Source organism: Streptosporangium nondiastaticum (assembly GCF_003011965.1).
Taxonomy (GTDB): Bacteria; Actinomycetota; Actinomycetes; order Streptomycetales; family Streptomycetaceae; genus Streptomyces; species Streptomyces nondiastaticus.
This window is the reverse complement of the sequence record NZ_PXWG01000127.1, coordinates 1-19,854: the sequence shown is the minus strand read 5'-3', so window position 1 is coordinate 19,854 and position 19,854 is coordinate 1. Positions and strand designations below refer to the sequence as shown.

The following is a 19,854-nucleotide window of genomic DNA, read 5'->3' as shown; positions in this document are numbered from 1 at the left end:
CGGCCGGCGCGGGTGCCGCCGGCGGCGTGGGAGGAGGCGGGAGAGGCGGAGGGGGAGGCGGCCGGGGACGTGTGGGCCACCTGCTGCGTCCGCAGCATCGCGCCGCCGGGCCACCAGCCCAGCAGTGCCGCCCCGACGGGCACCAGGCCGAGGCCGACGAGCAGCCCCTCGGCCGGGACCAGGGCCGACAGGGCGCCGGCGCAGCGGCCGCAGCCGCGCACGTGGCGGGCGACGCGCTTGCGCCACAGGGCGGACGGAGCGCCGTCCCAGGAGGCGACGACGTCCCCGAGCTGCGGGCAGAGCGGGTGCGCGGCGAGGGCCCGGACGACGCCGCGGGCGGTGTCGAGCTGGGCCTTGGTGCGCTGGATGCGGACGGCCGCGTGCTGCGGCGTCATCTCCAGGGCGGTGGCGACCTCGGCGCGCGTGAGCTCGCCGGCGGCCTCCAGCCACCACAGGGAGAGCACGGTCTGCTCGTCGTCGTCGAGCCAGCGCGTGGCCTCGGCGACCTCCTTGCGCTGCCCCTGCAGACCGAGCCGGACGATGGTGATGTCGACGAAGTCCGCTTCCGGGTCGGGGACCTCGGCGACCTCCTGCAGGCCACTGACGGGAGTCTCCGGGCGCTCCCGCCAGTGGCTGCGTATCTGGTTCATGGTGATGGCGACGAGCCAGGACCGGAACGCGGCGGCGTCCCGCAGCTCGCCCAGGCCGTTGATGACCCGGAGCATGGTCTCCTGGACCACGTCGTCCACGTCGGCGTGGCCGCCCAGGGCCCGGCCGACGATGTTGTAGACGAGCGGCAGGTGGGCGGTGACGAGCTCGTCCTGTGCCGCCGTGTCCCCGGCTCGCGCCGCCTCGACCACGGCCACGCTCTGACTGTTCACGCTCCGCCACCCTTCTCCGGCATTCCGTTCGGGAGTCGGTCCGTTCGGTCCGACACATAGGAGATGCGGATGGGGCGCGACGATAACAAAAACTGCCCGGAAAACTTCAAGCGGACCGGACAAATCCTTTTATGTGCGGCTGTGTTCGCCGCGCTCCAGGAATTCCGTGAGCATGCCCGGAGTGGCCGTTTCCGCGAAGGCCGCGGCGGTATCGGCAGGCATGTCCCGGATGCGGTATCCGTCCTCCCCCGCGGCGACGGCGGCGGTCGCCGTGACGAGGCCCGCCCGGCGCGAGAACGGGGTGTCGGTGAAGGTCCACGCCAGCACCGCCGAGCGGTCCAGCGCGACCGTCTCCCGGCCGAACGTGCCCGAGCGCACGAGGAGGAAGCGGCCCCGGAGGCCGTGCCCGAGCCCTCGGTAGGCGTCGCGCGCCAGCCCGTACGCGACCGGTGCCGCCAGAACCAGCCAGCCCGCCGCGCAGTACAGCAGGACGGGCGTGAGGAGCGCGCCCAGCACGGCCAGCGCGGCGGCCGGCGGCAGCACGCACCACGCGAAGGCCCGGACGACGCGCCGGCGGAGCGCGGCCCGCGGGTGGGCCGTCAGCCCGTCCGGGGCGAAGGGCTCGCCCAGCACGCCGTCGCACACGCGCAGCGCCTCGCCGCGCGAGGCGGGCGGCAGGACGACGCTGCGGCTGCGGTTCTCCTCCTTGTCGCCGAGGCCGCCCGCGACGGCCCGGACGCTCGCGCCGCCGCCCGCCCGCAGCAGGAGCGGCTCGCGCAGGGCCACGCCGCGCAGGCGGGCGCGCTCGATGGACACGGACCGGGTGGTGAACAGGCCGTGGCGGACGCGCAGAGTGGCCGCGTCGGTCCACTCCAGGCGGTAGTTCCACCAGTTCTCGGCGTACAGGGCGACCGCGCCGACGCAGCCGAGGGCAGTGACCGCGAGGAGGGCGAGCGGGATCGTGAGCCACAGCGCGCTGTGGCCGAAGTCCTCGAAGGCGCGGCGCACGAACCCGATGCGCCACGGCTGGACGCCGATCCCGTCCAGGACGCGCCAGACGGCGCCCGCCGCGGCGAAGACGCCGCCGACGACCCAGAAGGTCAGCGGTGCGTAGCGCAGGCGGCGCAGGTCGGCGGTGGCGAGCACGGGGTCGTCCGTGCGGCCGGCGCCGGCGCGGGCCAGGAGCTCGGCGCGCAGGCGCACGGCCTCGGGGCGGGCGAGGGCGTCCAGGGAGAGCTCTCCGCCCTGCCCGCCGCCGCCCGTGCCGGCGCGCAGCACGGCGAGGCCGAGGAGGCGCTGCACGAGGTTCGCCGTGATGTCCACGTTGCGCACGCGGTGCAGGGGGATCGCGCGGACGCTGCGGGTGAACAGGCCCGTGCGGAGCTCGATGGCGTCCGCGGTGACGCGGTAGCGGGTGCGGCGCCAGGTGATGACGCCGGCGGTGGTGACGGCCGCGAAGACGGCGCCGATCACGGCGAGCGTGATCCACGCGCGGGCATCGAGCCGGCCGCCGGTGGCGAGCGCGGTGAGGGCCAGCGAGCCGAGGGGGGCGCCCATCCAGGTGCAGTGCACGGCGATCGTGCGGGGGTCGAGCGTGCGCCACGGCTGCTCGCCCGCGCGGAGGCCGCCCGTCGTCAGGGCGCTCATGCGGCGTCCCCCTCGCCGGGCGCGAGGCGGGCGGCCTCGGTGATGCGGGCCGCTATCCGCTCCGCGTCCTCGTCCGACACGCCCGTGATGCGGACGTCGCCGGCCGTGGAGGCGGTGGTGACGGTGACCGTGGCGAGGCCGAACGCGCGCTGCAGCGGGCCGCGCACGGTGTCGACGGTCTGGACGCGGGAGAGCGGGGCTATGCGCCGCTTGTGCAGCAGCCAGCCGCCCGCCGCGTAGACCGCGCTCCCGCCGACCTCCCAGGCGTGGATGCGGCAGCGCAGGCGCGGCATCGCCAGGACGTAGCCGGCGGCGGGCAGGACGAGGACCCCCAGGAGCAGGGGGCCGAGCCACGGGAGGGCGCCGGGGAAGAAGAGCAGGGAGAGGACGAGGAGGGTCGCGGCGGTCAGCAGCGCCGGGCCGGTGACCGTCAGCCAGGCCTGCACGGTCCACCAGCGGCGGGCGCGGGGGGCCACGCCGTGGCGCGGCGGCCGGAGCCTGATCGTCGTCTGTCCGTGTCGCGCCATGGCCGCGTCGCTCCCCGCTCCCGCTTTTCCAAGTCAATTGTATTGAGAATAAGCTATAGCAATACGAGCGACTTGGAAAGGTGAGGTGGCGGACGTGCCCAAGCGCGTGGACCACGAGGAGCGGCGCCGGGCGATCGCGGAGGCCCTGTGGCGCATCGCGTGCGCGCGGGGGCTGGACGGGGCGAGCCTGCGGGACGTCGCGGCGGAGGCGGGGATCTCGCTGGGGCAGCTCCAGCACTACTTCTCCAGCAAGGACGAGATGCTCGTCTTCGCCCTCAAGTACTTGGGCGGGCTGGCGGAGCAGCGCATCCGCACGCGCCTCCTCGGGCTCGCCGGGCCGCCGTCCCCGCGGGACGTCCTGCGGGAGACGGTCATGGAGATGCTCCCCCTGGACGACGCGAGCCGCACCGGGAACCTCGTCCAGATCGCCTACTTCGTACGGGCCCTCCACGACGAACGGCTGCGCGGGCACGCGAAGGAGGGCGTTCCCGCGCTGCGGGCGTTCTTCGCGGACCGGGTGCGGGAGGGGATCGCGCGGGGCGAGGTGTCCGCGGACCGCTCCCCGGACGCGGAGGCGATGCTCCTGATCGCCCTGACGGACGGCCTGACGACGCACGTCCTGCTGGAAGCGTGCGGCCCGGAGGAGGCGGTGTCCTTGCTGGACGCCCACTTGGACCGGCTGTTCACTGCGTGACGGGGGTGGGGCGGTTCGGCACCGCCGGCCTCCGCCGCGGAGCTGATCGCCGTCGCGGCGGAAGGAAGGTGCCCGGCACGGCAGCGTGAGGTGGCGCGCCCACCTCTCCCCCGCCGCAGCGGCGCGCAACCACCGCGGCGGTGGTCGGCGGTGCCGCACCGGGCGCCAGGGCCGTTCGGCACCGCCGGAATGCGCCGTAGGGGCTGATCGCCGTCGCGGCGGAAGGAAGTGCCCGGCCGGGCAATGCCAGGTGGCGCGCCCGCGTCTCCTCCGCCGTCGCGGCGTAGGAAAGGCGCCCGGCGCGGCAGTGCGAGGCGGCGCCCCGCACCCCGGGGCGGTTACGGCCTGCGCGCAGCGCGGTTGCGGCCGCCCGGGCCCGGGGAGAGGGACGTCGCCAGTTCGTCCAGGGCGTCCAGGAGGAGTTCCGAGCCGCGGACGGCCACGCCCTCCTCGCCCTCGTCGGCGCGCCACGCGGCGAGCGCCTCGTGCGGGGCCGTCCAGTCGAGGGCGCGGCGGTCGCGGACCGCCTCGGCGGCCGCCGGCAGGGCGGCCTCCAGCGCCGCGGCGAAGGCCGCCGCGCCCTTCGACGGCTCCGCCTCGCGGTCCGGGAGGTGAGCCTCCATCAGCATCGTGGCGCGGCCCAGCGTGGCCAGCGCCGCCTCCGCGGCCCGCTCGGAGCTGCGGGAGAGCCCGCGGTGGCGGACCGGCTCGGTCAGGGCGCGGCCGGCCATCTCCTCCCAGGCCGTACGGGCGGCCCGGGCGTCCAGGAGGGCCTCCCGCACGCGCCGCTGCTTGCGCTCCTCCGGCCGGGCGAACGCGCCGAGCACGGCGAGCGCGTAGTGCCCGTTGGCGGTGAGCCAGTCGGCGAGCCGGTCACGCAGGCGGGGCGTCTCCCAGGTGGGGAAGAGCGCGTACGCGGCCATGGCGAGGAGTCCGCCGAGGAGGGTGAGGGCGACGCGCGCCTCGATGGTCTGGGACCACCCCTCCCCCGCGATGCCGAGCAGGAAGACGACGTAGGCGGCGATGCAGGCGGAGGTGACGCTGTAGCCGGTGCGCATCAGCAGGTACATGAGCCCGACGCACAGCACCGCGAGCCCCGCGCACACCCACGGCCCGGGGTGGGTGAAGGCCATGAGCGCGCCCGCGACGGCCACGCCGACGACCGTCCCGGCGAACCGGGCGACGCCCCGCGAGTAGGTCTGCCCGAAGTCGGGCCGCATGACCATGACGGAGGTCATCGGCGCCCAGTAGGCGTGCCCCCACGGCAGGGCGGTGCCGGCGGCGTAGCCGGTGAGCACCACGGCGGCGACCCGCACGGCGTGCCGTCCGACCGGCGAGGACCAGCGCGCCTCGCGCCGCAGCGCGCGCAGCGCGACGGGCACGAGCCGCGGTACGGAGGGCCGCAGCAGGTGCCGGTGCTCGTGCCCGCCGCGGGCCGTGGTGCGGCGCACGGGTTCGTCGGTGGCGTCGACCGCGTCGCCGAGGAGCGCCATCAGGCGCAGGGCGGAGCGCCGTGCGGCGCCGTGGAGGACCGGCCCGGTGGCGGGCACGGTGAGGACGGCGGTGGCTTCTTCGGGGAGTTTCACGGGCTTGCCCCACCGGATGGCGCGGGCGACCGCGTCCAGCACGGTCGCCGCCGCGCCCAGCAGGTCCCGCGCGCGGTCCCGCTCGGGGCCTTCGGCGGGGGCGCCGAGGACGGGGTCGGCGAGCGCGGCGAGGACGGGCCGCAGCCGTTCGGCGACGCCGCGCGGCCCGCCGAGCTGGCGGGGTCTGCTGCGGGCCTGGCGGGGCGTCAGCTCGGCGGCCTCGCGGGCGTCCATGAGGGGCTGCGGGTCGAAGAGGGCCTGCGGGTCGTGCCGGAGCCTGCGCGCGTAGTCCGCCTCGGCGGCCAGCGCGTCGGCGAGCGCGTCCCGCTGGACGCCCCAGGGGCGGACGGGCAGCAGCACGATGAGGGCCGCCTGCACCAGCCCGCCGACGGCGATCAGCCCGGCGTGGTGCAGCGCTCCCATGACGGACGTCGGCAGGGTGACGGTGACGAGCATGACGGCGATGGTCTGGGTGGCGACCAGGCCGGAGACCGGCCCGACCGCCCAGGCCATGCCCGCGAGCAGCGTCCACACCGTCAGCAGGGTGCCGAAGACGACGGGGTCGAAGGCTGCCAGGTAGCCCAGGAACGTGCTGACGGCGAGGCCGCTCGCCACGGCGAGCGCCAGCACGGGCCGGGGCCGCCAGCTGCGCTGGAACGTCACCAGGCCCGCGGAGAACGCGCCGAACGCGGACGACACGGCGAGCGCCGGGGTCCCCAGCCAGAGGGTGACCCCGACGACGATCGCCACGCCGAGCGCACCACGGGCGGCGACCACGGGCGTCAGCTTGGTGCGCTCGATCGTCAGCCCGTCGCGGGCGGCTTTCCGCAGCGCGCTGGACCAGGTCATGGCCTGAGCTTACGTTCCGGACCGGTGCGTTCCGCGCAGCGGGGCGGGCTCAGCGGTGGCCGGGGAAGCCTCAGCGGTGGCTGGGGAAGCCCAGGTCCACGCCGCTGTCGGCCGGGTCGGGCCACCGGGTGGTGACGACCTTGCCGCGCGTATAGAAGTGGACGCCATCGTTCCCGTAGATGTGGTGGTCGCCGAAGAGGGAGTCCTTCCAGCCGCCGAAGGAGTGGTAGCCGACCGGCACCGGGATGGGCACGTTGATGCCGACCATGCCCGCCTCGACCTCCAGCTGGAAGCGGCGGGCCGCGCCGCCGTCCCGCGTGAAGACGGCCGTGCCGTTGCCCCACGGCGAGGAGTTGATGAGGGCCAGGCCCTCCTCGTAGGACTCCGCGCGCAGCACGCACAGCACCGGGCCGAAGATCTCGTCGCGGTAGGCGTCCGCGTCGACCGGCACCTTGTCGAGCAGGGACAGCCCGATCCAGTGCCCTTCCTCGTAGCCCTCGACGGTGAAGCCCGTGCCGTCGAGGACGACCTCGGCGCCCTGGGCCGCGGCGCCGTGCACGTACGAGGCGACCTTGTCGCGGTGGGCCGCGGTGATGAGCGGGCCCATCTCGGAGGACGGGTCGTCGCCCGGCCCGATCTTGATCTTCTCGGCGCGCTCGCGGATCTTCGCCACCAGCTCGTCGCCGGCCGAGCCCACCGCGACGACCGCGGAGACGGCCATGCAGCGCTCGCCGGCCGAGCCGTAGGCGGCGGAGACGGCGGCGTCGGCGGCCGCGTCGAGGTCGGCGTCGGGCAGCACCAGCATGTGGTTCTTGGCGCCGCCGAGGGCCTGGACGCGCTTGCCGTGCTCGGTGGCCACCCGGTGGATGTGGCGGGCGACGGGCGTGGAGCCGACGAAGGAGACGGCGGCGACATCCGGGTGGGTGAGCAGCCGGTCGACGGCCGTCTTGTCGCCGTTGACGACGTTGAGGACGCCCTCGGGCAGCCCCGCCTCGGCGGCCAGCTGGGCGAGGAGGATCGCGGGCGAGGGGTCCTTCTCGCTGGGCTTGAGCACGAAGGTGTTGCCGCAGGCGATCGCCAGCGGGAACATCCACATCGGCACCATCGCCGGGAAGTTGAAGGGCGTGATGCCCGCGACGACGCCGAGCGGCTGGCGGATCGCGGCGACGTCCACGCCTCCGGACACCTGGGTCGACAGCTCGCCCTTGAGCTGCGTGGTGATGCCGCACGCCAGCTCGACGATCTCCAGGCCGCGGGCGACCTCACCGAGCGCGTCGGCGTGCACCTTGCCGTGCTCCGCGGTGATCAGCTCGGCGAGCTCGGCGCGGTGGGCGTCGAGCAGCGCGCGGTAGCGGAAGAGGATCGCGGTGCGGGTGGCCAGGGAGGACGTGCCCCACGTCGCGTAGGCGGCCTTGGCCGCGGCGACGGCGGCGTCCACCTCCTCCACCGAGGCGAACGCGACCCGCGTCGTCCGCGCGCCCGTCGCGGGGTCGGTGACCGGCCCGTACGTGCCGGAGGCGCCCTCGACGGCCTTGCCGTCGATCCAGTGGTTGACGGTCTTCATCGGTCGGCCTCTCCTACGGTCAAAGATAGCGGCGGCGGGCACGCAGACCACGCGGATCGCGCTCGTACTCCTCCCGGGCCCTGCGGGCCGCCGGGCGGGTCGCGGCCTCGGCGACAGGCACATCCCACCATGCCTGGGCAGGGGGCGCGCCCGGCACTGTGTCGGCTGTTTCGGTCTCCACGTAGACACATGTGGGGCGGTCGCAGGCGCGCGCTTCGGCGAGCGCCGCGCGCAGCTCGCCGACCGTGCGGGCGCGCAGCACGTGCATCCCGAGCGAGGCGGCGTTGGCGGCCAGGTCCACGGGGAGCGGGTCGCCCGTGTACGTGCCGTCGGCGGCGCGGAAGCGGTACGCGGTGCCGTGGCGCTCGCCGCCGACGGCCTCGGACAGGCTGCCGATCGAGGCGTAGCCGTGGTTCTGGACCAGCACCACCTTGATGGGGACGCCCTCCTGCACGGCGGTGACGAGTTCGGTCGGCATCATCAGGTACGTGCCGTCGCCGACGAAGGCCCACACCGGGCGGCCGGGCTCGGCCAGGGCGACGCCGATCGCGGCGGGGATCTCGTAGCCCATGCAGGAGTAGCCGTATTCGAGGTGGTACTGGCGGCGGGAGCGGGCGCGCCAGAGCTTGTGCAGGTCGCCGGGGAGGGAGCCGGCCGCGTTGATGACGACGTCCGTCTCGTCGACGACGGAGTCGAGGGCGCCGAGGACCTGCGCCTGGGTGGGGCGCGCCGTCTCGTCCGGCGCGGTGAACGCCCGGGTGACGGCCTTCTCCCAGGCCTGCTTGCCGACCGCGTACTCCTTCTCGTACGCGGCAGGGACGCGGTGGCCGGCCAGGGCTTCCGTCAGCGCCTCCAGGCCGGTGCGGGCGTCCGCGACGAGGGGCAGGGCGGCGAGCTTGTGGGCGTCGGAGGGGGCGATGTTGAGGTTGACGAAGCGGACACCCGGGTCGGCGAAGAGGGTGTGCGAGGCGGTGGTGAAGTCGCTGTAGCGGGTGCCGGCGCCGATGACGAGGTCGGCCGTGCGGGCCAGGTCGTCCGCCACGGCGGTGCCGGTGTGGCCGATGCCGCCGACGTCCGCGGGGTGGGCGTGGTGCAAGGAGCCCTTGCCCGCCTGGGTGGAGGCGACGGGGATGCCGGTCGCGTCGGCGAGCGCGCGCAGCGCGTCCTCGGCCTCGCTGTGGTGGACGCCGCCGCCGGCGATCAGCAGGGGACGGCGGGCGGCCCGTACGGCCCCGGCGGCCGCGGCCAGCTCGGCCGGGTCGGGGGCGGGGCGGCGCACGTGCCAGACGCGCTCGGCGAAGAACTCCTCCGGCCAGTCGTACGCCTCGGCCTGCACGTCCTGCGGGAGGGCGAGGGTGACGGCCCCGGTCTCGACGGGGTCGGCGAGGACCCGCACGGCCTGCAGGGCGGCCGGGATGAGCGCCTCCGGCCGGGTGATGCGGTCGAAGTAACGGGAGACCGGGCGCAGGCAGTCGTTGACGGACACGTCGCCCGCGCCGGGGTGTTCGAGCTGCTGCAGGACGGGGTCGGCGGGGCGCGTGGCGAAGGTGTCGCCGGGGAGGAGCAGGACGGGGAGGCGGTTGACCGTGGCGAGGGCGGCGCCGGTGACGAGGTTGGTGGCGCCGGGGCCGATGGAGGTGGTGACGGCGTGGGCGGAGAGCCGGTCGCGGTGGCGGGCCCAGCCGACGGCCGCGTGGACCATGGCCTGTTCGTTGCGCCCCTGGTGGTACGGCATGGCGTCGCCGGACTCCAGCAGCGCCTGCCCGATGCCGGCGACGTTGCCGTGGCCGAAGATGCCCCAGCAGGCGGCGATCAGGCGCTGCCGGCGGCCGTCGCGCTCGGTGTGCTGGCGGGCGAGGAAGGCGATCAGGGCCTGGGCGGTGGTGAGGCGGCGGGTGGTGGTCATCGGGCGTCTCCCTCGTGGCCCTGGCGGCTCTCTCGGCCTTCGTGGCCCTGGTGGCCCTGGTGGCTCTCGTGGAGCGGCAGCCGGGGGTCGACGGGCTGCCCCGGCCAGGTGCCCCGGATCCAGGCGTGGTCGGGGTGGTCGCGGATGAGCCACTCGCGCTCCGCGCCCGGGCCGGCCATGACGTTGAGGTAGTACATGTCGTGGCCGGGCGCGGCGATGGAAGGGCCGTGCCAGCCGTCGGGGATGAGCACGGCGTCGCCCGTGCGGACCTCGGCGAGGACGTCGGTGCCCTCGTCGCGCGAGGGGGTCACGCGCTGGTAGCCGAGGCCGGGGGTGCCGCCGGGCCCGTCCGCGATCTCGAAGTAGTAGATCTCCTCCAGCTCGGACTCCTCGCCCGGGTGGTGCTCGTCGTGCTTGTGGGGCGGGTAGGAGGACCAGTTGCCGCCGGGGGTGAGGACTTCGACGGCGATCAGCTTGTCGCACGCGAAGACGCCTTCCGCCGCGAAGTTGTTGACCTGACGGGAGCAGGTGCCGGTGCCGCGCAGTTCGACGGGAACGGCGGAGGCCGGGCCGTAGCGGGCGGGCAGGTCGCGCGCGCAGCGGGCCCCGGCGAGGGCGAAGCGGCCGCCGCCCGCCGAGGTGAGGGTGGCGGTGGTGCCGCGGGGGACGTAGGCGAAGTCGGTGGTGGAGGCGAAGACGCTGTCGCGCCCGCGCAGGGTGAAGGACAGGCCGCCGGTGGCGACCGTGCACCCGCCGCCGAGCGGCAGGACGATCCATTCGCTGTCGCCGGCGGGGAAGGTGTGGGTGCCGCCGGGGGCAAGAGTGAGGACTTTGAGGGAGGAGTGCGCCCAGCCGGCGTTCTCGGGGCGGATGTCGAGGTCGTACGGGGCGCCGGCGGCGGTGCCGGCCGGGAGGTGCCGGGCGGGGAAGGGCCCTCCCCGCCCGTGCCCCTCCCGGGGGCGGGGCTCCGCTGGTCGGCTCATGGTGGCCTCCTCGCAGGTCGGGCAGGACCGGATCGGCTGCGTCCGTTCCCCGGAGGGTAAGGGATCAAGCAACGCGCCGACAGGGGTCGCCCGTGGCTCACCGCGGCACGGACCCGTGCGTCACAGCGGCATGAAGGCGTCGAGTTCGCCGTCCAGGGAGAGGACGAGGCCGCTGTCCACGCCGTAGAACCAGCCGTGCAGCCGCAGCGTGCCCTCGCCCAGGCGGCGGCGGACGCACGGGTAGGTGTGCAGCCGTTCGAGCTGGGCCCGGACGTTGCGCTGTCCGGCGGCGTGCATCCCGGGGTCGGCGGCCTCGTGCCGGGCGGTGTCCGCGCGCTCGTGGCCCGCGTCGCCGGGCAGCTGGGTGGTGAGCCAGTGGTCGACCGCGGGCAGCGCGGACAGGTCGTCGCCGCGGGTCCGGGCGCCGACGGCCCCGCAGTGGGAGTGGCCGCAGACGACGATGTCGGGCACGCCCAGCACGTCGACGGCGTACTCGATGGTGGCCGCGTCGCCGCCGGGCCGCACGTGGCTGTAGGCCGGGACGGCGTTGCCGGCGGTGCGCAGTTCGAACAGGTCGCCGGGGCGGGCGCCGGTGATCAGGGAGGGGATGACGCGGGAGTCGGAGCAGGTGACGAAGAGGGCCATGGGCGACTGGCCCGCGGCCAGGGCGCCGAACTCCGCGCGGCGGCCGTCGCGGTCGATGCGCAGGCGCAGGGAGCGGGCGTGCTCGATGAGGGGCTGCACGGTGTTCGCCTGCCTATCGCTGAGAGGGGATGCGGGCGGTCCCGGGGAGGTCGCCGGGGCCGGTCGTACGGGCCGGAGCGGCGCCGCCGGGCGTCAGTTCGCGGTCGAGGAGGCACTCCTCGGCGAAGGCCAGGGCGCGCAGGTGGTAGGTGCGGGCGGCCCAGCCCAGGCTGATGTTGTGCCCGGCGTTCGGCTGCCGGTCGAAGACGACCCGCGGCGAGGCCAGATGGGCCCGCATGGAGGCGATGGTGTCCTCGTCGTGGTGCCACCAGCCCTCGTGCTCGGCGAAGGTGAAGCGGACGGGGACCCGGACGCGGGCGGCCAGACCGGGGAAGGCCTGCGCCCAGCGGGTCGCCTCCTGGGCCTCGCGCGGAGGCATCGGGGTGACCAGGGGCTTGGCGGCGCTGAAGGTGCCCGGCGGGTAGAGGCCCAGGCGTCCCCAGTGCAGGGGCCAGGTCTTGACGCCGTGGAAGTCGTCGAGGCGGGCGGGGTCGACGGCGTAGCGGTGGCTGATGCCGGAGATGTCCAGCCCGAGGAAGGCGGCGCCCCGCGGGTCCGCGGCGGCGTGCAGGGCGAGCTTGCCGCCGTACGAGTGCGCCATCAGGAAGATTCCGGCGCCGGTGTCGTGCTCGCGGGCGTACGAGTCGAGGGCGGTGTGCAGGACGTGGGACTGCTCGGAGAGCGTGGCGCCCTTGGGGAAGTTGGGCGCGGACATGCCGTAGCCGGGCCGGTCCACGGCGAGGACGGCGTAGCCCAGGCTCGCGGCGAGGTTGAGCAGGGACTGCCCGCAGTGGCTGAGGCCGTGGAAGTAGCCGGCGCGCATGCCGCCGCCGTGGACGGCGACGACGGTGGCGCGCGGGGGCGCCTCGGGCAGGGCGATCAGGCCGGACAGGGGGATGCCGTCGGCGTCGAGGACGATGTCGCGGACGCGGACCCCGGGAGCGGTGTCGGTGAGGTTCACGGTCAGTCCAGGCCGCGCACGATGTGGGGCTCGTGGGCCGGGTCCTCGTCGTCGCCCGCGAGCCACGGGAGGGGGCGGGCCTCCTCCGGTGCGGGCGCGGCGTCGGTGCGGCGGGCGTTCATGCGCAGTTCTCCTTCGGGCGGTGCGGGGTGACCGGTGCGAGAACGTCGAGGGCGTCGAAGAGGGCTCTGCGGGCGCGGGCGCGCAGCAGGCCGGTGCGGGTGCTCCTCGCCGTGGTGGTGGCCATGGGTGCTTCCGGGTGGGTGACGGCGGCAGGGGACGAAAAGGCCGGACGCGGCGGCCCGGGGGAGGCCGCCGCGTCCGGCGGGGGAACGGTCTGCGGGGGTTCAGTCCGTTCGGTCAGTACGGCGGAGGGCTGCCGTCCCGCGGCCCCCTTCACCGGGGCCGCGGAGCGGCAGTGGCCTACTTGCCGTAGGGCTTGCGGGCGCGGGCCTCGCGCAGGGCCTCGGCCCACCAGACGAGCTGGTCCAGCTGGGTCTTGGCGGCGACGGACGTGCCCGCCTCGTCCTTCGGCTCGCCGTTCTCGTCGAACTGCTCCCAGGCGGTGTGGAAGCTGATCTGCTCGCGGACGGGAACCGCGTGCAGCTCACCGAAGATCGGGCGGAGCTGCTCGGCGGAGCGCAGGCCGCCGGAGAGGCCGCCGTAGGAGACGAGGCCGACCGGCTTGGCCTGCCACTGCGTGTAGTGCCAGTCGATCAGGCTCTTGAGCGAGGCCGGGAAGCTGTGGTTGTACTCCGGGGTGACCACGACGAAGGCGTCGGCCTGCTCCAGGCGCGGCGTCACCTTCGACAGCTTCTCGGTGACCTCGGCGGAGGGCTGGTGCGAGAGCACGTACGGCAGCTCGTGCTCGGCCAGGTCGACGAGGTCGACCTCGAAGCCGCCGTGCGCCTCGGCCTTCTTCACGAACCAGTTCGCGACGGTCGGGCCGAATCGGTTCTCGCGGACGCTGGCCAGGATGACGGCGAGCTTCAGGGGGGTCTGGGACACGGATCTACTCCTCGTGGAAGGGAACAACAGAAACAGGGACGGGAAAGCGGAAGGTGGAACGGAGAAAGGGCGGCAGTGCGGGAGCGCGGAATTCCGGGCTATCGCGCGCTGCCGGATCCCGCTTCCAGCGCGCTGAAATAGACCTGTTCGCTCCGGGCCCCGGTGAAGGCCGTCGTTCCATCGAAGACGAAGTGCGGTACGGCGTGCGTGCCGAGCCCCCGCACCCGGGCCAGTTCGGCCCGCAGTTCCTCGGCCGCCACGGGGGCGGCCGTCGCGGGCAGTCCGGCCTCGGCCGCCAGCCGGGCGAGCGTGGCCGGGTCGGAGAGGTCGGCTCCCTCGCTGAAGTACGCCCGGAACAGCCGCTCCGCGACGGCTTCGCCGTGTCCCTCGGCAGCGGCGCCGGCCAGCAGCCGGTGCGCTTCGAAGGTGTTGACGTAGACGGCGCGCCCGAAGTCGAGCACCAGGCCGTCGCGGGCGCCCACGGCCGCCATGTGGGCGGTGAGCTCCCCGGCCCGGTCGCCGAAGTCGCGCCGGTGGATCTCGGTCAGCGGCACCCCTTCGGCCGGGGCGTCGGGCGCCACCTGGAAGGGCAGGAACTCAACGTCCGCCTCGCCGCCGGCCGCCCGGTAGCGCCGTACCGCGGCCTGGAAGCGGTGGAATCCCAGATAGGAATGGACGCAGGTCAGGTCGAGTATGAGCTCGACGCGCCGGCGAGCAGTTCGGTGCGTGGCCATGCGTCGATCATCGGGTGCGCGGCGCACACCGCTCAAGCCGCGAAAGGGGAGTTGACAAGGAATTGCCAATGCCCGGATGTTTCTCACACCGGGCGGCCGCCGGGGCCGTCAGATTCCGAGGTGGGCCAGGGACGGATGGCGCGGTCCCGCGAGCCACACCGGGTGGAATTCCATCCTGCTGAACCGCCAGCCGGCGTCCGTGCGGACGGCCTCGGCGGTGTAGTGGCCGCCGACGGAGAGGTGTTCCGTCGTCCGGGGGTCGTCGCGGTGGGAGTGCGTCGCCAGCTGGTGCGACCTGACCGCCGCCCGGTCGCCCGTCACGTCCACGACGCAGTTGGCGCCGATGTGGTGGGTGCGCGCCCAGCGGGCCTTGGCGGTGCGCTGGAACGCGCACAGGCCCGTAACCCCCCGGTGGTCGCCGACGGGGAAGACGAGGCGGACGTCGTCGGTGAAGACCGTGCGGAACCACGCGTCGTCGTAGGACTCCTCGTCGACGGTGTCGAGGGCGGCGACGTAGCGGTCGAAGAGTTCCCTGATCTCCACGCGGTCGGCCAGGGAGCGCAGTTCGGCGCGGAGCGCCGCGACCTCGCGGGCGAGGGCGGATTCGGGGGAAGTCATGTTCTCCTGCTCTGTCGAAGGGCCGGGAGGCGGCCGGCCGTGCGGCCGCCTCCCGGCGGGCGGTCAGCCCTTGGCGGCGCGGCGGCCGCCGAGGTAGTAGGCGCCCGAGACCACCGCGGCACCGGCGGCGATGACCGCGAAGGTCGGCTGGATCCCCAGGGCGTCGACGATCGGCTGGGTGATCAGCGGGGAGATGAACTGGCCGAGGAACAGCGCCGTGGTCAGGAACCCGGCGTAGCGGGCCCTGGACTCCGGCGGCGCGTCCGACAGCACCCAGTTGTTGAGGTTGGGCATCAGCGAGCCGAGGCCCGCCGCCATGAAGAACATGCCGGCGACGAGCACCGCCACGTTCGGGGCCAGGAAGAGGACGGTGTAGCCCAGGGCGATCGCCAGGAAGGAGAGGGCGACCAGGGTGTACTCCCCCGCGAGCCGCCGGATGAACGCGAACCGCAGCGCGACCATGCCGGTGCAGAACGTCTGCACGGCGATGATGGCGCCGGACACCACCGAGCTGCTGCCGAAGTGGTCCTCCACCAGGAAGGGCACCTGGACGGGGACGGAGTAGAAGGCCACCTGACCCAGCATCATCGCGCCCAGCGCCGCCAGCACCGGGCCGGGTATGCCGCGCTTCCGGGCGGGCGCGGCGGCGTCCTGCCCCGGGGCGACCGCGACGGCGGGGACGCGCTTGGGGAGGAACAGCAGCGCGGGGACCACCAGCACCATGCCCAGCAGGTAGAGCAGGAAGACCACGTGCCAGTCCAGGCCGGCCAGCAGCCCGCCGCCGAGCAGCAGGACGACGCCGCCGAAGGCGCCGGCGGCGGTCTGCCGGCCGAGGAGGCGCTGCCGCTCGCTGCCCTCGTAGAGGTCGGCCACCAGGGCGACGCTGCTCGTCATGATCAGGGAGACGCCGACGCCGAGCACGGCCCGGCCGGCCAGAATGCTCACCAGGTCGGGCAGGTAGGCGCCGGAGCTGCCGCCGACGCCGAACGCCAGCATGCCCGTGATCAGGGCGTTCTTCTTGCCCATGCGCTCGACCACGCCACCGGCCAGCGGGGCGAACAGCACGATCGCCAGCGCGTGCGTCGTGGTGATCATCCTGGCCAGCAGGTCCACGTGGGCGGTGCCGGCGAACGCCTCGCGGATCCCGGGGATGGCCGGGGCGACCGTCGCCCCCGCCATGATGGTCAGCGTGCCCACCAGGACGAGCGTGGCCGCCTGCCCCGCCCCTCCCGGCCGGGTCGGTGCAGGCGTCCCGGACGACTGCTGGGTGGTGATACTCATTCAGTTTCTCCTCGAAACCTCGGTACAGATGTGGTGCTTTCCGGCCGCCGGCCGTGTTCGTCCCCCGGGTGCCGCGGTGCCGGTACCGCCGCGCCCAAGGGTGGCGGACGCGGACGGGGCCCTCCGGGCCGGGTGGTCCTACGCCTCAGGACGGCGGCCCCAGACGGAGAACTCCAGCGTCGTCACGTCCCGCGCCGCCGGGTCGTCCAGCCCCGCGACGAACGCGGCCAGGTCCTCGGCCGAGACCAGGCCGTTCTCGACGAGCCCGGGCCCCTGCAGCTTCATCCGCAGGCGCATCAGGTCGTTGTCGGCGGCGTGCTGGCCCGGGCCGAGCGGGGTGACGTGCAGGCCGATGGAGGTCAGCCCGGCGCGCGCGAGGGTCGAGGGCAGCCTGCGGCCCCAGTGCATGTCGGCGCCCTTGGCCTTCCAGCCCTGCAGGTAGGCGTCGACCAGGGCCCGGCCGGCCGCGGTCGGCGCGTGCTCGCTGGGCAGGAAGTAGAAGTCCTCCAGGAGGATCCAGCCGCCCGGGGCCAGCCAGCTCACGGCCCGCTCCAGCGCCGCGGCGGGGTCCGCCAGGTGCTCGAACACGGCCCGGCCCAGGATGAGGTCGAACGAGCCGGGCGCGAAGTCCGCCTCGGCGATGTCGAGGTTCCGCACGGTCAGGTTGGCGGGCCGCTCGGCGGCGAACTGCTCGGTGTCGGTGTCGACGGCGAGCACGGTGCCCCGGTCGGCGCGCCCGGCCAGCCAGGCCGCCATGGAGCCGGCCCCGCAGCCGACGTCCAGGCAGCGCCAATCCCGCTGGACGGGCAGCTTCTCGATGATGGCGGTGGTCTGGGGGTCGTAGATCTGCTCCCAGAGGGCGTTGAGGGCGTGCTCGACCGCGCGGTCGTCCGCCGGGGAGCCGGAAGGCTTGGTCATGAGGTGGTCCTGTTCGCTGTGTCTGCGGTCTCTGCGGTGTCCGTGGAGCCGGCGGGCGAGGCGTCGATGTGGGAGGCGACGGTGCACACGAGGTACTGCGGCGGCGCGACCTCCAGGCGGGCGATCTCGGCCTGTCCTTCGCCGATGCGGGGATCGGCCATCCAGGAGCGGTAGGCGACCTCGCTCACCCACATCGGGTAGTTGACGAAGGCCGTGCCGTCCTTGCTGAAGTGGGGCGTGGCGGAGATGAAGCCGGGGAAGGAGCGTTTCCACTCGCCGCTGTCCGCCAGCAGCTCCATCAGCGCCGCGGCCGAGTCGCCGCCGGCCAGGTGGCGGGTGGCGACGGCGACCATGCCCGGCTCCGCGCCCGCCTCCGGGCCCTGCAGGCCGGGGGCCTCGGTGCCCGCGAACACCGTCGCCTCCAGCACGCCCGGGTGGTCGGCCAGGGAGCGCAGCACGGCCGCGGCCGGGTTCTCCTGGAAGAACTCCCGGTAGAGCGTCTCGCTCTCCCACTGGCCCCGGTTGACGACGGTGGTGCCGTCGACGCTGAGGTGGGTCCGCGCGGAGACGAAGCCGGGGGTGTGCCGCACCCACGCGGTGACCTCGCGGGTGATGCTCTCGACGAGGGCGGCGGCCGTCCGGGGGGAGTCCGCCTTCAGGGTGCCGAAGGTGACCCAGCCGACCTCGGGCGCGGAAGCGCCGACTGCTGTCATGGTGTAACTCCGTCGGTCTCGAAGGGTGGTGCGGGCCGGTGCGGCGGCGGTCGCCGCCGCCCGCGGCTCAGCGGAAGGCCTCGACGTGCTCGTCGACCCACTGCCGGAAGGTGCGGGCGGGCCGGCCCGTCACGTCCTCGACGACCGTGGAGCCGACCTCGTTCTCCTTGGTGAGCACGGCGAAGTAGTCCAGCGCGCCGTCCGCGTACGAGGGCGGCCAGCCGCTGTCCACCATCGCGCTGCGGGCGGCCTCGTGCTCGACGTCCTGCCAGCCCAGCGTGCGGCCGAGCGCCTCGCCGATGATGTGCACCTGCTCCTCCTGGCTCAGCGCCTCGGGGCCGGTGACCAGATACTTCTTCCCCGCGTGCCCGTCGGTGAGGAGGGCCTCCACGCCGACGGCCGCGAGGTCGGCCTCGTGGACGGAGGTGCGGGTCGCGGCCCCGTACGGGAAGCGCACGACGCCGTCGCCGCGGATCTGCCCGGCGAAGCCGAGGGCGTTGGCCATGAAGCCGGTGGTGCGCAGGAAGGTCCAGTCGAGCCCGGTCTCCTCGATGAGCTCCTCGAGGTAGGCGTGGCAGTTGTTGTCGACCCGCTCCAGGCCGATGTGGACGCCCACGGACGAGACCAGGACGATGCGCCGGGCCTGTGCCTCGATCTTCTTCAGGACGGCCGGGGCGGTGTCCACCGGGAGCGTGAAGAACGGCCACATCCAGAAGACGCCGTCGACGCCGTCCAGGGCCGCGTCCAGGCTGGCGGGGTCGGCGAGGTCGCCGTGGAAGAGCTCCACGCCCTCGGGGAGCTTGGCGACGCCCGGGTCCCCTTCGAGCACGAGCGCGCGGACGGTGGCGCCCCGCTCCTGGAGGCGGCGCACGACGTGCGGGCCGAGGTTGCCGGTGGCGCAGGTGACCAGAACGACGTTCTGGGAGGTCATGGTGGGTTCCCTTTCCCGGTGGGGTGAGCGGTGGGGTCAGCGGTCGGCGGCGGGGCGGGCCGGGGCGGCGCTCCAGCTGCGCGGCCCCGGGGTGCGCGGGGTGCGTTCGGGGCGGGTCCAGCGGGCGGTGGCGCGGTGGTGGCGGGACAGGTCGTCGGGGTCGGCGCCGGCGGCGGTGCGGGCGAGGAGGACGGCCGTCAGGGCGGCCAGTTCCTCGGGGCCCGCCTCGCCCTTCTCGACGCGCAGGAAGAGCTCGGTGGTCACCGGGGCTCCTTTCGTCACTGGGGCGGGTTGCCGTGCTTGCGGGTGGGCAGGTCGGCGTGCTTCTCGCGGAGCATGGCCAGGGAGCGGGCGAGGATCCTGCGGGTCTCGCGCGGGTCGATCACGTCGTCCACCAGGCCGCGTTCGGCGGCGTAGTAGGGGTGCATGAGCTCCGCCTTGTACTCCTTGATCTTCTGCTGGCGCACGGCCTCGGGGTCGTCGGAGGCGTTGATCTCGCGGCGGAAGATGACGTTGGCCGCGCCCTCGGCGCCCATGACGGCGATCTCGTTGCTGGGCCAGGCGAGGGCGAGGTCGGCGCCGATGGAGCGGGAGTCCATGACGATGTAGGCGCCGCCGTAGGCCTTGCGCAGGACCAGGGAGATCCGCGGGACGGTGGCGTTGCAGTACGCGTAGAGGAGCTTGGCGCCGCGGCGGATGATGCCGTTGTGCTCCTGGTCGACGCCGGGGAGGAAGCCGGGGACGTCGACGAGGGTGACGAGCGGGATGTTGAAGGCGTCGCAGAACTGCACGAAGCGGGCGGCCTTTTCACTGGACTCGATGTCCAGGACGCCGGCGTACGAGGCGGGCTGGTTGGCGACGATGCCGACGACGCCGCCGTCGATGCGGCTCAGGGCGCACACGATGTTGGTGGCCCAGGCCGGGTGCACCTCGAAGTACTCGCCGTCGTCGACGATCTCCTCGATGACGGCCCGGATGTCGTAGCTGCGGCCGGGGTCGTCGGGGACGAGGTCGAGGAGGGAGTCGGTGCTCCGGTCCGCCGGGTCCGCGCAGGGGGCGGAGGGGGGCAGTTCGCGGTTGTTGGAGGGCAGGAGGGAGAGCAGGTAGCGCACTTCCTCCAGGCAGGTCTCCTCGTCGTCGTAGGCGAAGTGGGAGACGCCCGAGGTGGCGGAGTGGACGTCGGCGCCGCCGAGGCCGTTCTGGGTGATCTCCTCGCCGGTGACGGCGCGGACGACGTCGGGGCCGGTGATGAACATCTGCGAGGTCTCGCGGACCATGAACACGAAGTCCGTCAGCGCCGGCGAGTACG

General features: G+C 74.3%; 20 protein-coding genes. 1 reads left to right on the top strand and 19 read right to left on the bottom strand.

Going from position 1 to position 19,854, the window contains the following annotated elements; translation table 11 throughout:
* The 3 genes from B7P34_RS28895 to B7P34_RS28885 form a co-directional block, all read right to left on the bottom strand.
* Positions 1 to 881, bottom strand: an 881-nt coding sequence (locus tag B7P34_RS28895; RefSeq protein ID WP_146166961.1) for an RNA polymerase sigma factor, incomplete at its 3' end; no start/stop codon positions are given.
* A gap of 129 nt (positions 882 to 1,010) precedes the next feature.
* Positions 1,011 to 2,528 (bottom strand): PH domain-containing protein, encoded by a 1,518-nt coding sequence (locus B7P34_RS28890; RefSeq protein ID WP_106681141.1) that lies wholly within the window; start codon positions 2,526 to 2,528, stop codon positions 1,011 to 1,013.
* A complete protein-coding gene (locus B7P34_RS28885; RefSeq protein WP_106681140.1) occupies positions 2,525 to 3,055 on the bottom strand; it encodes a PH domain-containing protein in 531 nt (176 codons plus the stop codon). The genes B7P34_RS28890 and B7P34_RS28885 overlap by 4 nt, the downstream gene beginning before the upstream one ends.
* Before the next feature lie 94 nt (positions 3,056 to 3,149).
* Between B7P34_RS28885 and B7P34_RS28880 the strand changes: the two genes are divergently transcribed.
* Positions 3,150 to 3,749, top strand: a complete 600-nt coding sequence (locus B7P34_RS28880; protein WP_106681142.1) for a TetR/AcrR family transcriptional regulator — start codon at positions 3,150 to 3,152, stop codon at positions 3,747 to 3,749.
* Positions 3,750 to 4,087: 338 nt separating this feature from the next.
* On the opposite strand, the gene B7P34_RS28875 is transcribed toward B7P34_RS28880, so the two are convergent.
* From B7P34_RS28875 to B7P34_RS28805, 16 genes are all read right to left on the bottom strand, one after another.
* The gene (locus B7P34_RS28875) at positions 4,088 to 6,184 is read right to left on the bottom strand and encodes an FUSC family protein (protein ID WP_106681139.1); all 2,097 of its coding nucleotides are present in this window, start codon (positions 6,182 to 6,184) and stop codon (positions 4,088 to 4,090) included.
* Between the two features lie 70 nt (positions 6,185 to 6,254).
* Entirely contained in the window at positions 6,255 to 7,748 is a 1,494-nt protein-coding gene (locus B7P34_RS28870) for a CoA-acylating methylmalonate-semialdehyde dehydrogenase (protein ID WP_106681138.1), read from the bottom strand.
* 19 nt (positions 7,749 to 7,767) lie between these two features.
* Positions 7,768 to 9,654: a 3D-(3,5/4)-trihydroxycyclohexane-1,2-dione acylhydrolase (decyclizing) gene (gene iolD / locus B7P34_RS28865; RefSeq protein ID WP_106681137.1), complete on the bottom strand. Its 1,887-nt coding sequence runs from the start codon at positions 9,652 to 9,654 to the stop codon at positions 7,768 to 7,770.
* Complete coding sequence (iolB, locus tag B7P34_RS28860; RefSeq protein ID WP_106681136.1) at positions 9,651 to 10,637, bottom strand: 5-deoxy-glucuronate isomerase; 987 nt, start codon at positions 10,635 to 10,637, stop codon at positions 9,651 to 9,653. Before iolB ends, iolD begins: the two co-directional genes overlap by 4 nt.
* Positions 10,638 to 10,757: 120 nt before the next feature.
* On the bottom strand, positions 10,758 to 11,381 hold the full coding sequence (locus B7P34_RS28855; RefSeq protein WP_106681135.1) for a carbonic anhydrase: 624 nt from the start codon (positions 11,379 to 11,381) through the stop codon (positions 10,758 to 10,760).
* Between the two features lie 13 nt (positions 11,382 to 11,394).
* Positions 11,395 to 12,342: an alpha/beta hydrolase gene (locus B7P34_RS28850; protein WP_106681134.1), complete on the bottom strand. Its 948-nt coding sequence runs from the start codon at positions 12,340 to 12,342 to the stop codon at positions 11,395 to 11,397.
* A gap of 118 nt (positions 12,343 to 12,460) precedes the next feature.
* Positions 12,461 to 12,589 carry a hypothetical protein gene (locus tag B7P34_RS39505; protein WP_286157522.1) on the bottom strand — a complete coding sequence of 43 codons (129 nt, stop codon included), beginning with the start codon at positions 12,587 to 12,589 and terminating at the stop codon, positions 12,461 to 12,463.
* Between the two features lie 176 nt (positions 12,590 to 12,765).
* The gene (locus B7P34_RS28845) at positions 12,766 to 13,350 is read right to left on the bottom strand and encodes an NADPH-dependent FMN reductase (protein ID WP_106681133.1); all 585 of its coding nucleotides are present in this window, start codon (positions 13,348 to 13,350) and stop codon (positions 12,766 to 12,768) included.
* Between the two features lie 98 nt (positions 13,351 to 13,448).
* Positions 13,449 to 14,084, bottom strand: coding sequence for a DsbA family oxidoreductase (locus B7P34_RS28840; RefSeq protein WP_106681132.1), 636 nt, complete (start codon positions 14,082 to 14,084; stop codon positions 13,449 to 13,451).
* A 108-nt stretch (positions 14,085 to 14,192) separates the two neighbouring features.
* Entirely contained in the window at positions 14,193 to 14,702 is a 510-nt protein-coding gene (locus B7P34_RS28835) for a nuclear transport factor 2 family protein (protein WP_106681131.1), read from the bottom strand.
* A 63-nt stretch (positions 14,703 to 14,765) separates the two neighbouring features.
* Positions 14,766 to 15,983: an MFS transporter gene (locus tag B7P34_RS28830; RefSeq protein WP_106681130.1), complete on the bottom strand. Its 1,218-nt coding sequence runs from the start codon at positions 15,981 to 15,983 to the stop codon at positions 14,766 to 14,768.
* 138 nt (positions 15,984 to 16,121) lie between these two features.
* Positions 16,122 to 16,901: a class I SAM-dependent methyltransferase gene (locus B7P34_RS28825; RefSeq protein WP_106681129.1), complete on the bottom strand. Its 780-nt coding sequence runs from the start codon at positions 16,899 to 16,901 to the stop codon at positions 16,122 to 16,124.
* Entirely contained in the window at positions 16,898 to 17,614 is a 717-nt protein-coding gene (locus B7P34_RS38940) for an antibiotic biosynthesis monooxygenase (RefSeq protein ID WP_106681128.1), read from the bottom strand. The genes B7P34_RS28825 and B7P34_RS38940 overlap by 4 nt, the downstream gene beginning before the upstream one ends.
* A gap of 67 nt (positions 17,615 to 17,681) precedes the next feature.
* Positions 17,682 to 18,545: an NmrA family NAD(P)-binding protein gene (locus B7P34_RS28815; RefSeq protein ID WP_106681127.1), complete on the bottom strand. Its 864-nt coding sequence runs from the start codon at positions 18,543 to 18,545 to the stop codon at positions 17,682 to 17,684.
* A gap of 36 nt (positions 18,546 to 18,581) precedes the next feature.
* Positions 18,582 to 18,809 carry an acyl-CoA carboxylase epsilon subunit gene (locus tag B7P34_RS28810; protein WP_106681126.1) on the bottom strand — a complete coding sequence of 76 codons (228 nt, stop codon included), beginning with the start codon at positions 18,807 to 18,809 and terminating at the stop codon, positions 18,582 to 18,584.
* 14 nt (positions 18,810 to 18,823) lie between these two features.
* Positions 18,824 to 19,854 (bottom strand): acyl-CoA carboxylase subunit beta (locus tag B7P34_RS28805; RefSeq protein ID WP_286157521.1); only part of this gene is annotated, 1,031 nt, incomplete at its 5' end.

Excerpts from the sequence above, each read along its gene's own strand:
- B7P34_RS28830 (WP_106681130.1), bottom strand. The coding sequence starts at position 15,983 with ATGAGTATCACCACCCAGCAGTCGTCCGGGACGCCTGCACCGACCCGG.
- B7P34_RS28885 (WP_106681140.1), bottom strand. The coding sequence starts at position 3,055 with ATGGCGCGACACGGACAGACGACGATCAGGCTCCGGCCGCCGCGCCAC.
- B7P34_RS28890 (WP_106681141.1), bottom strand. The coding sequence starts at position 2,528 with ATGAGCGCCCTGACGACGGGCGGCCTCCGCGCGGGCGAGCAGCCGTGG.
- iolD (WP_106681137.1), bottom strand. The coding sequence starts at position 9,654 with ATGACCACCACCCGCCGCCTCACCACCGCCCAGGCCCTGATCGCCTTC.
- B7P34_RS28870 (WP_106681138.1), bottom strand. The coding sequence starts at position 7,748 with ATGAAGACCGTCAACCACTGGATCGACGGCAAGGCCGTCGAGGGCGCC.
- B7P34_RS38940 (WP_106681128.1), bottom strand. The coding sequence starts at position 17,614 with ATGACAGCAGTCGGCGCTTCCGCGCCCGAGGTCGGCTGGGTCACCTTC.
- iolB (WP_106681136.1), bottom strand. The coding sequence starts at position 10,637 with ATGAGCCGACCAGCGGAGCCCCGCCCCCGGGAGGGGCACGGGCGGGGA.
- B7P34_RS39505 (WP_286157522.1), bottom strand. The coding sequence starts at position 12,589 with ATGGCCACCACCACGGCGAGGAGCACCCGCACCGGCCTGCTGCGCGCC.
- B7P34_RS28825 (WP_106681129.1), bottom strand. The coding sequence starts at position 16,901 with ATGACCAAGCCTTCCGGCTCCCCGGCGGACGACCGCGCGGTCGAGCAC.
- B7P34_RS28835 (WP_106681131.1), bottom strand. The coding sequence starts at position 14,702 with ATGACTTCCCCCGAATCCGCCCTCGCCCGCGAGGTCGCGGCGCTCCGC.
- B7P34_RS28875 (WP_106681139.1), bottom strand. The coding sequence starts at position 6,184 with ATGACCTGGTCCAGCGCGCTGCGGAAAGCCGCCCGCGACGGGCTGACG.
- B7P34_RS28840 (WP_106681132.1), bottom strand. The coding sequence starts at position 14,084 with ATGGCCACGCACCGAACTGCTCGCCGGCGCGTCGAGCTCATACTCGAC.
- B7P34_RS28815 (WP_106681127.1), bottom strand. The coding sequence starts at position 18,545 with ATGACCTCCCAGAACGTCGTTCTGGTCACCTGCGCCACCGGCAACCTC.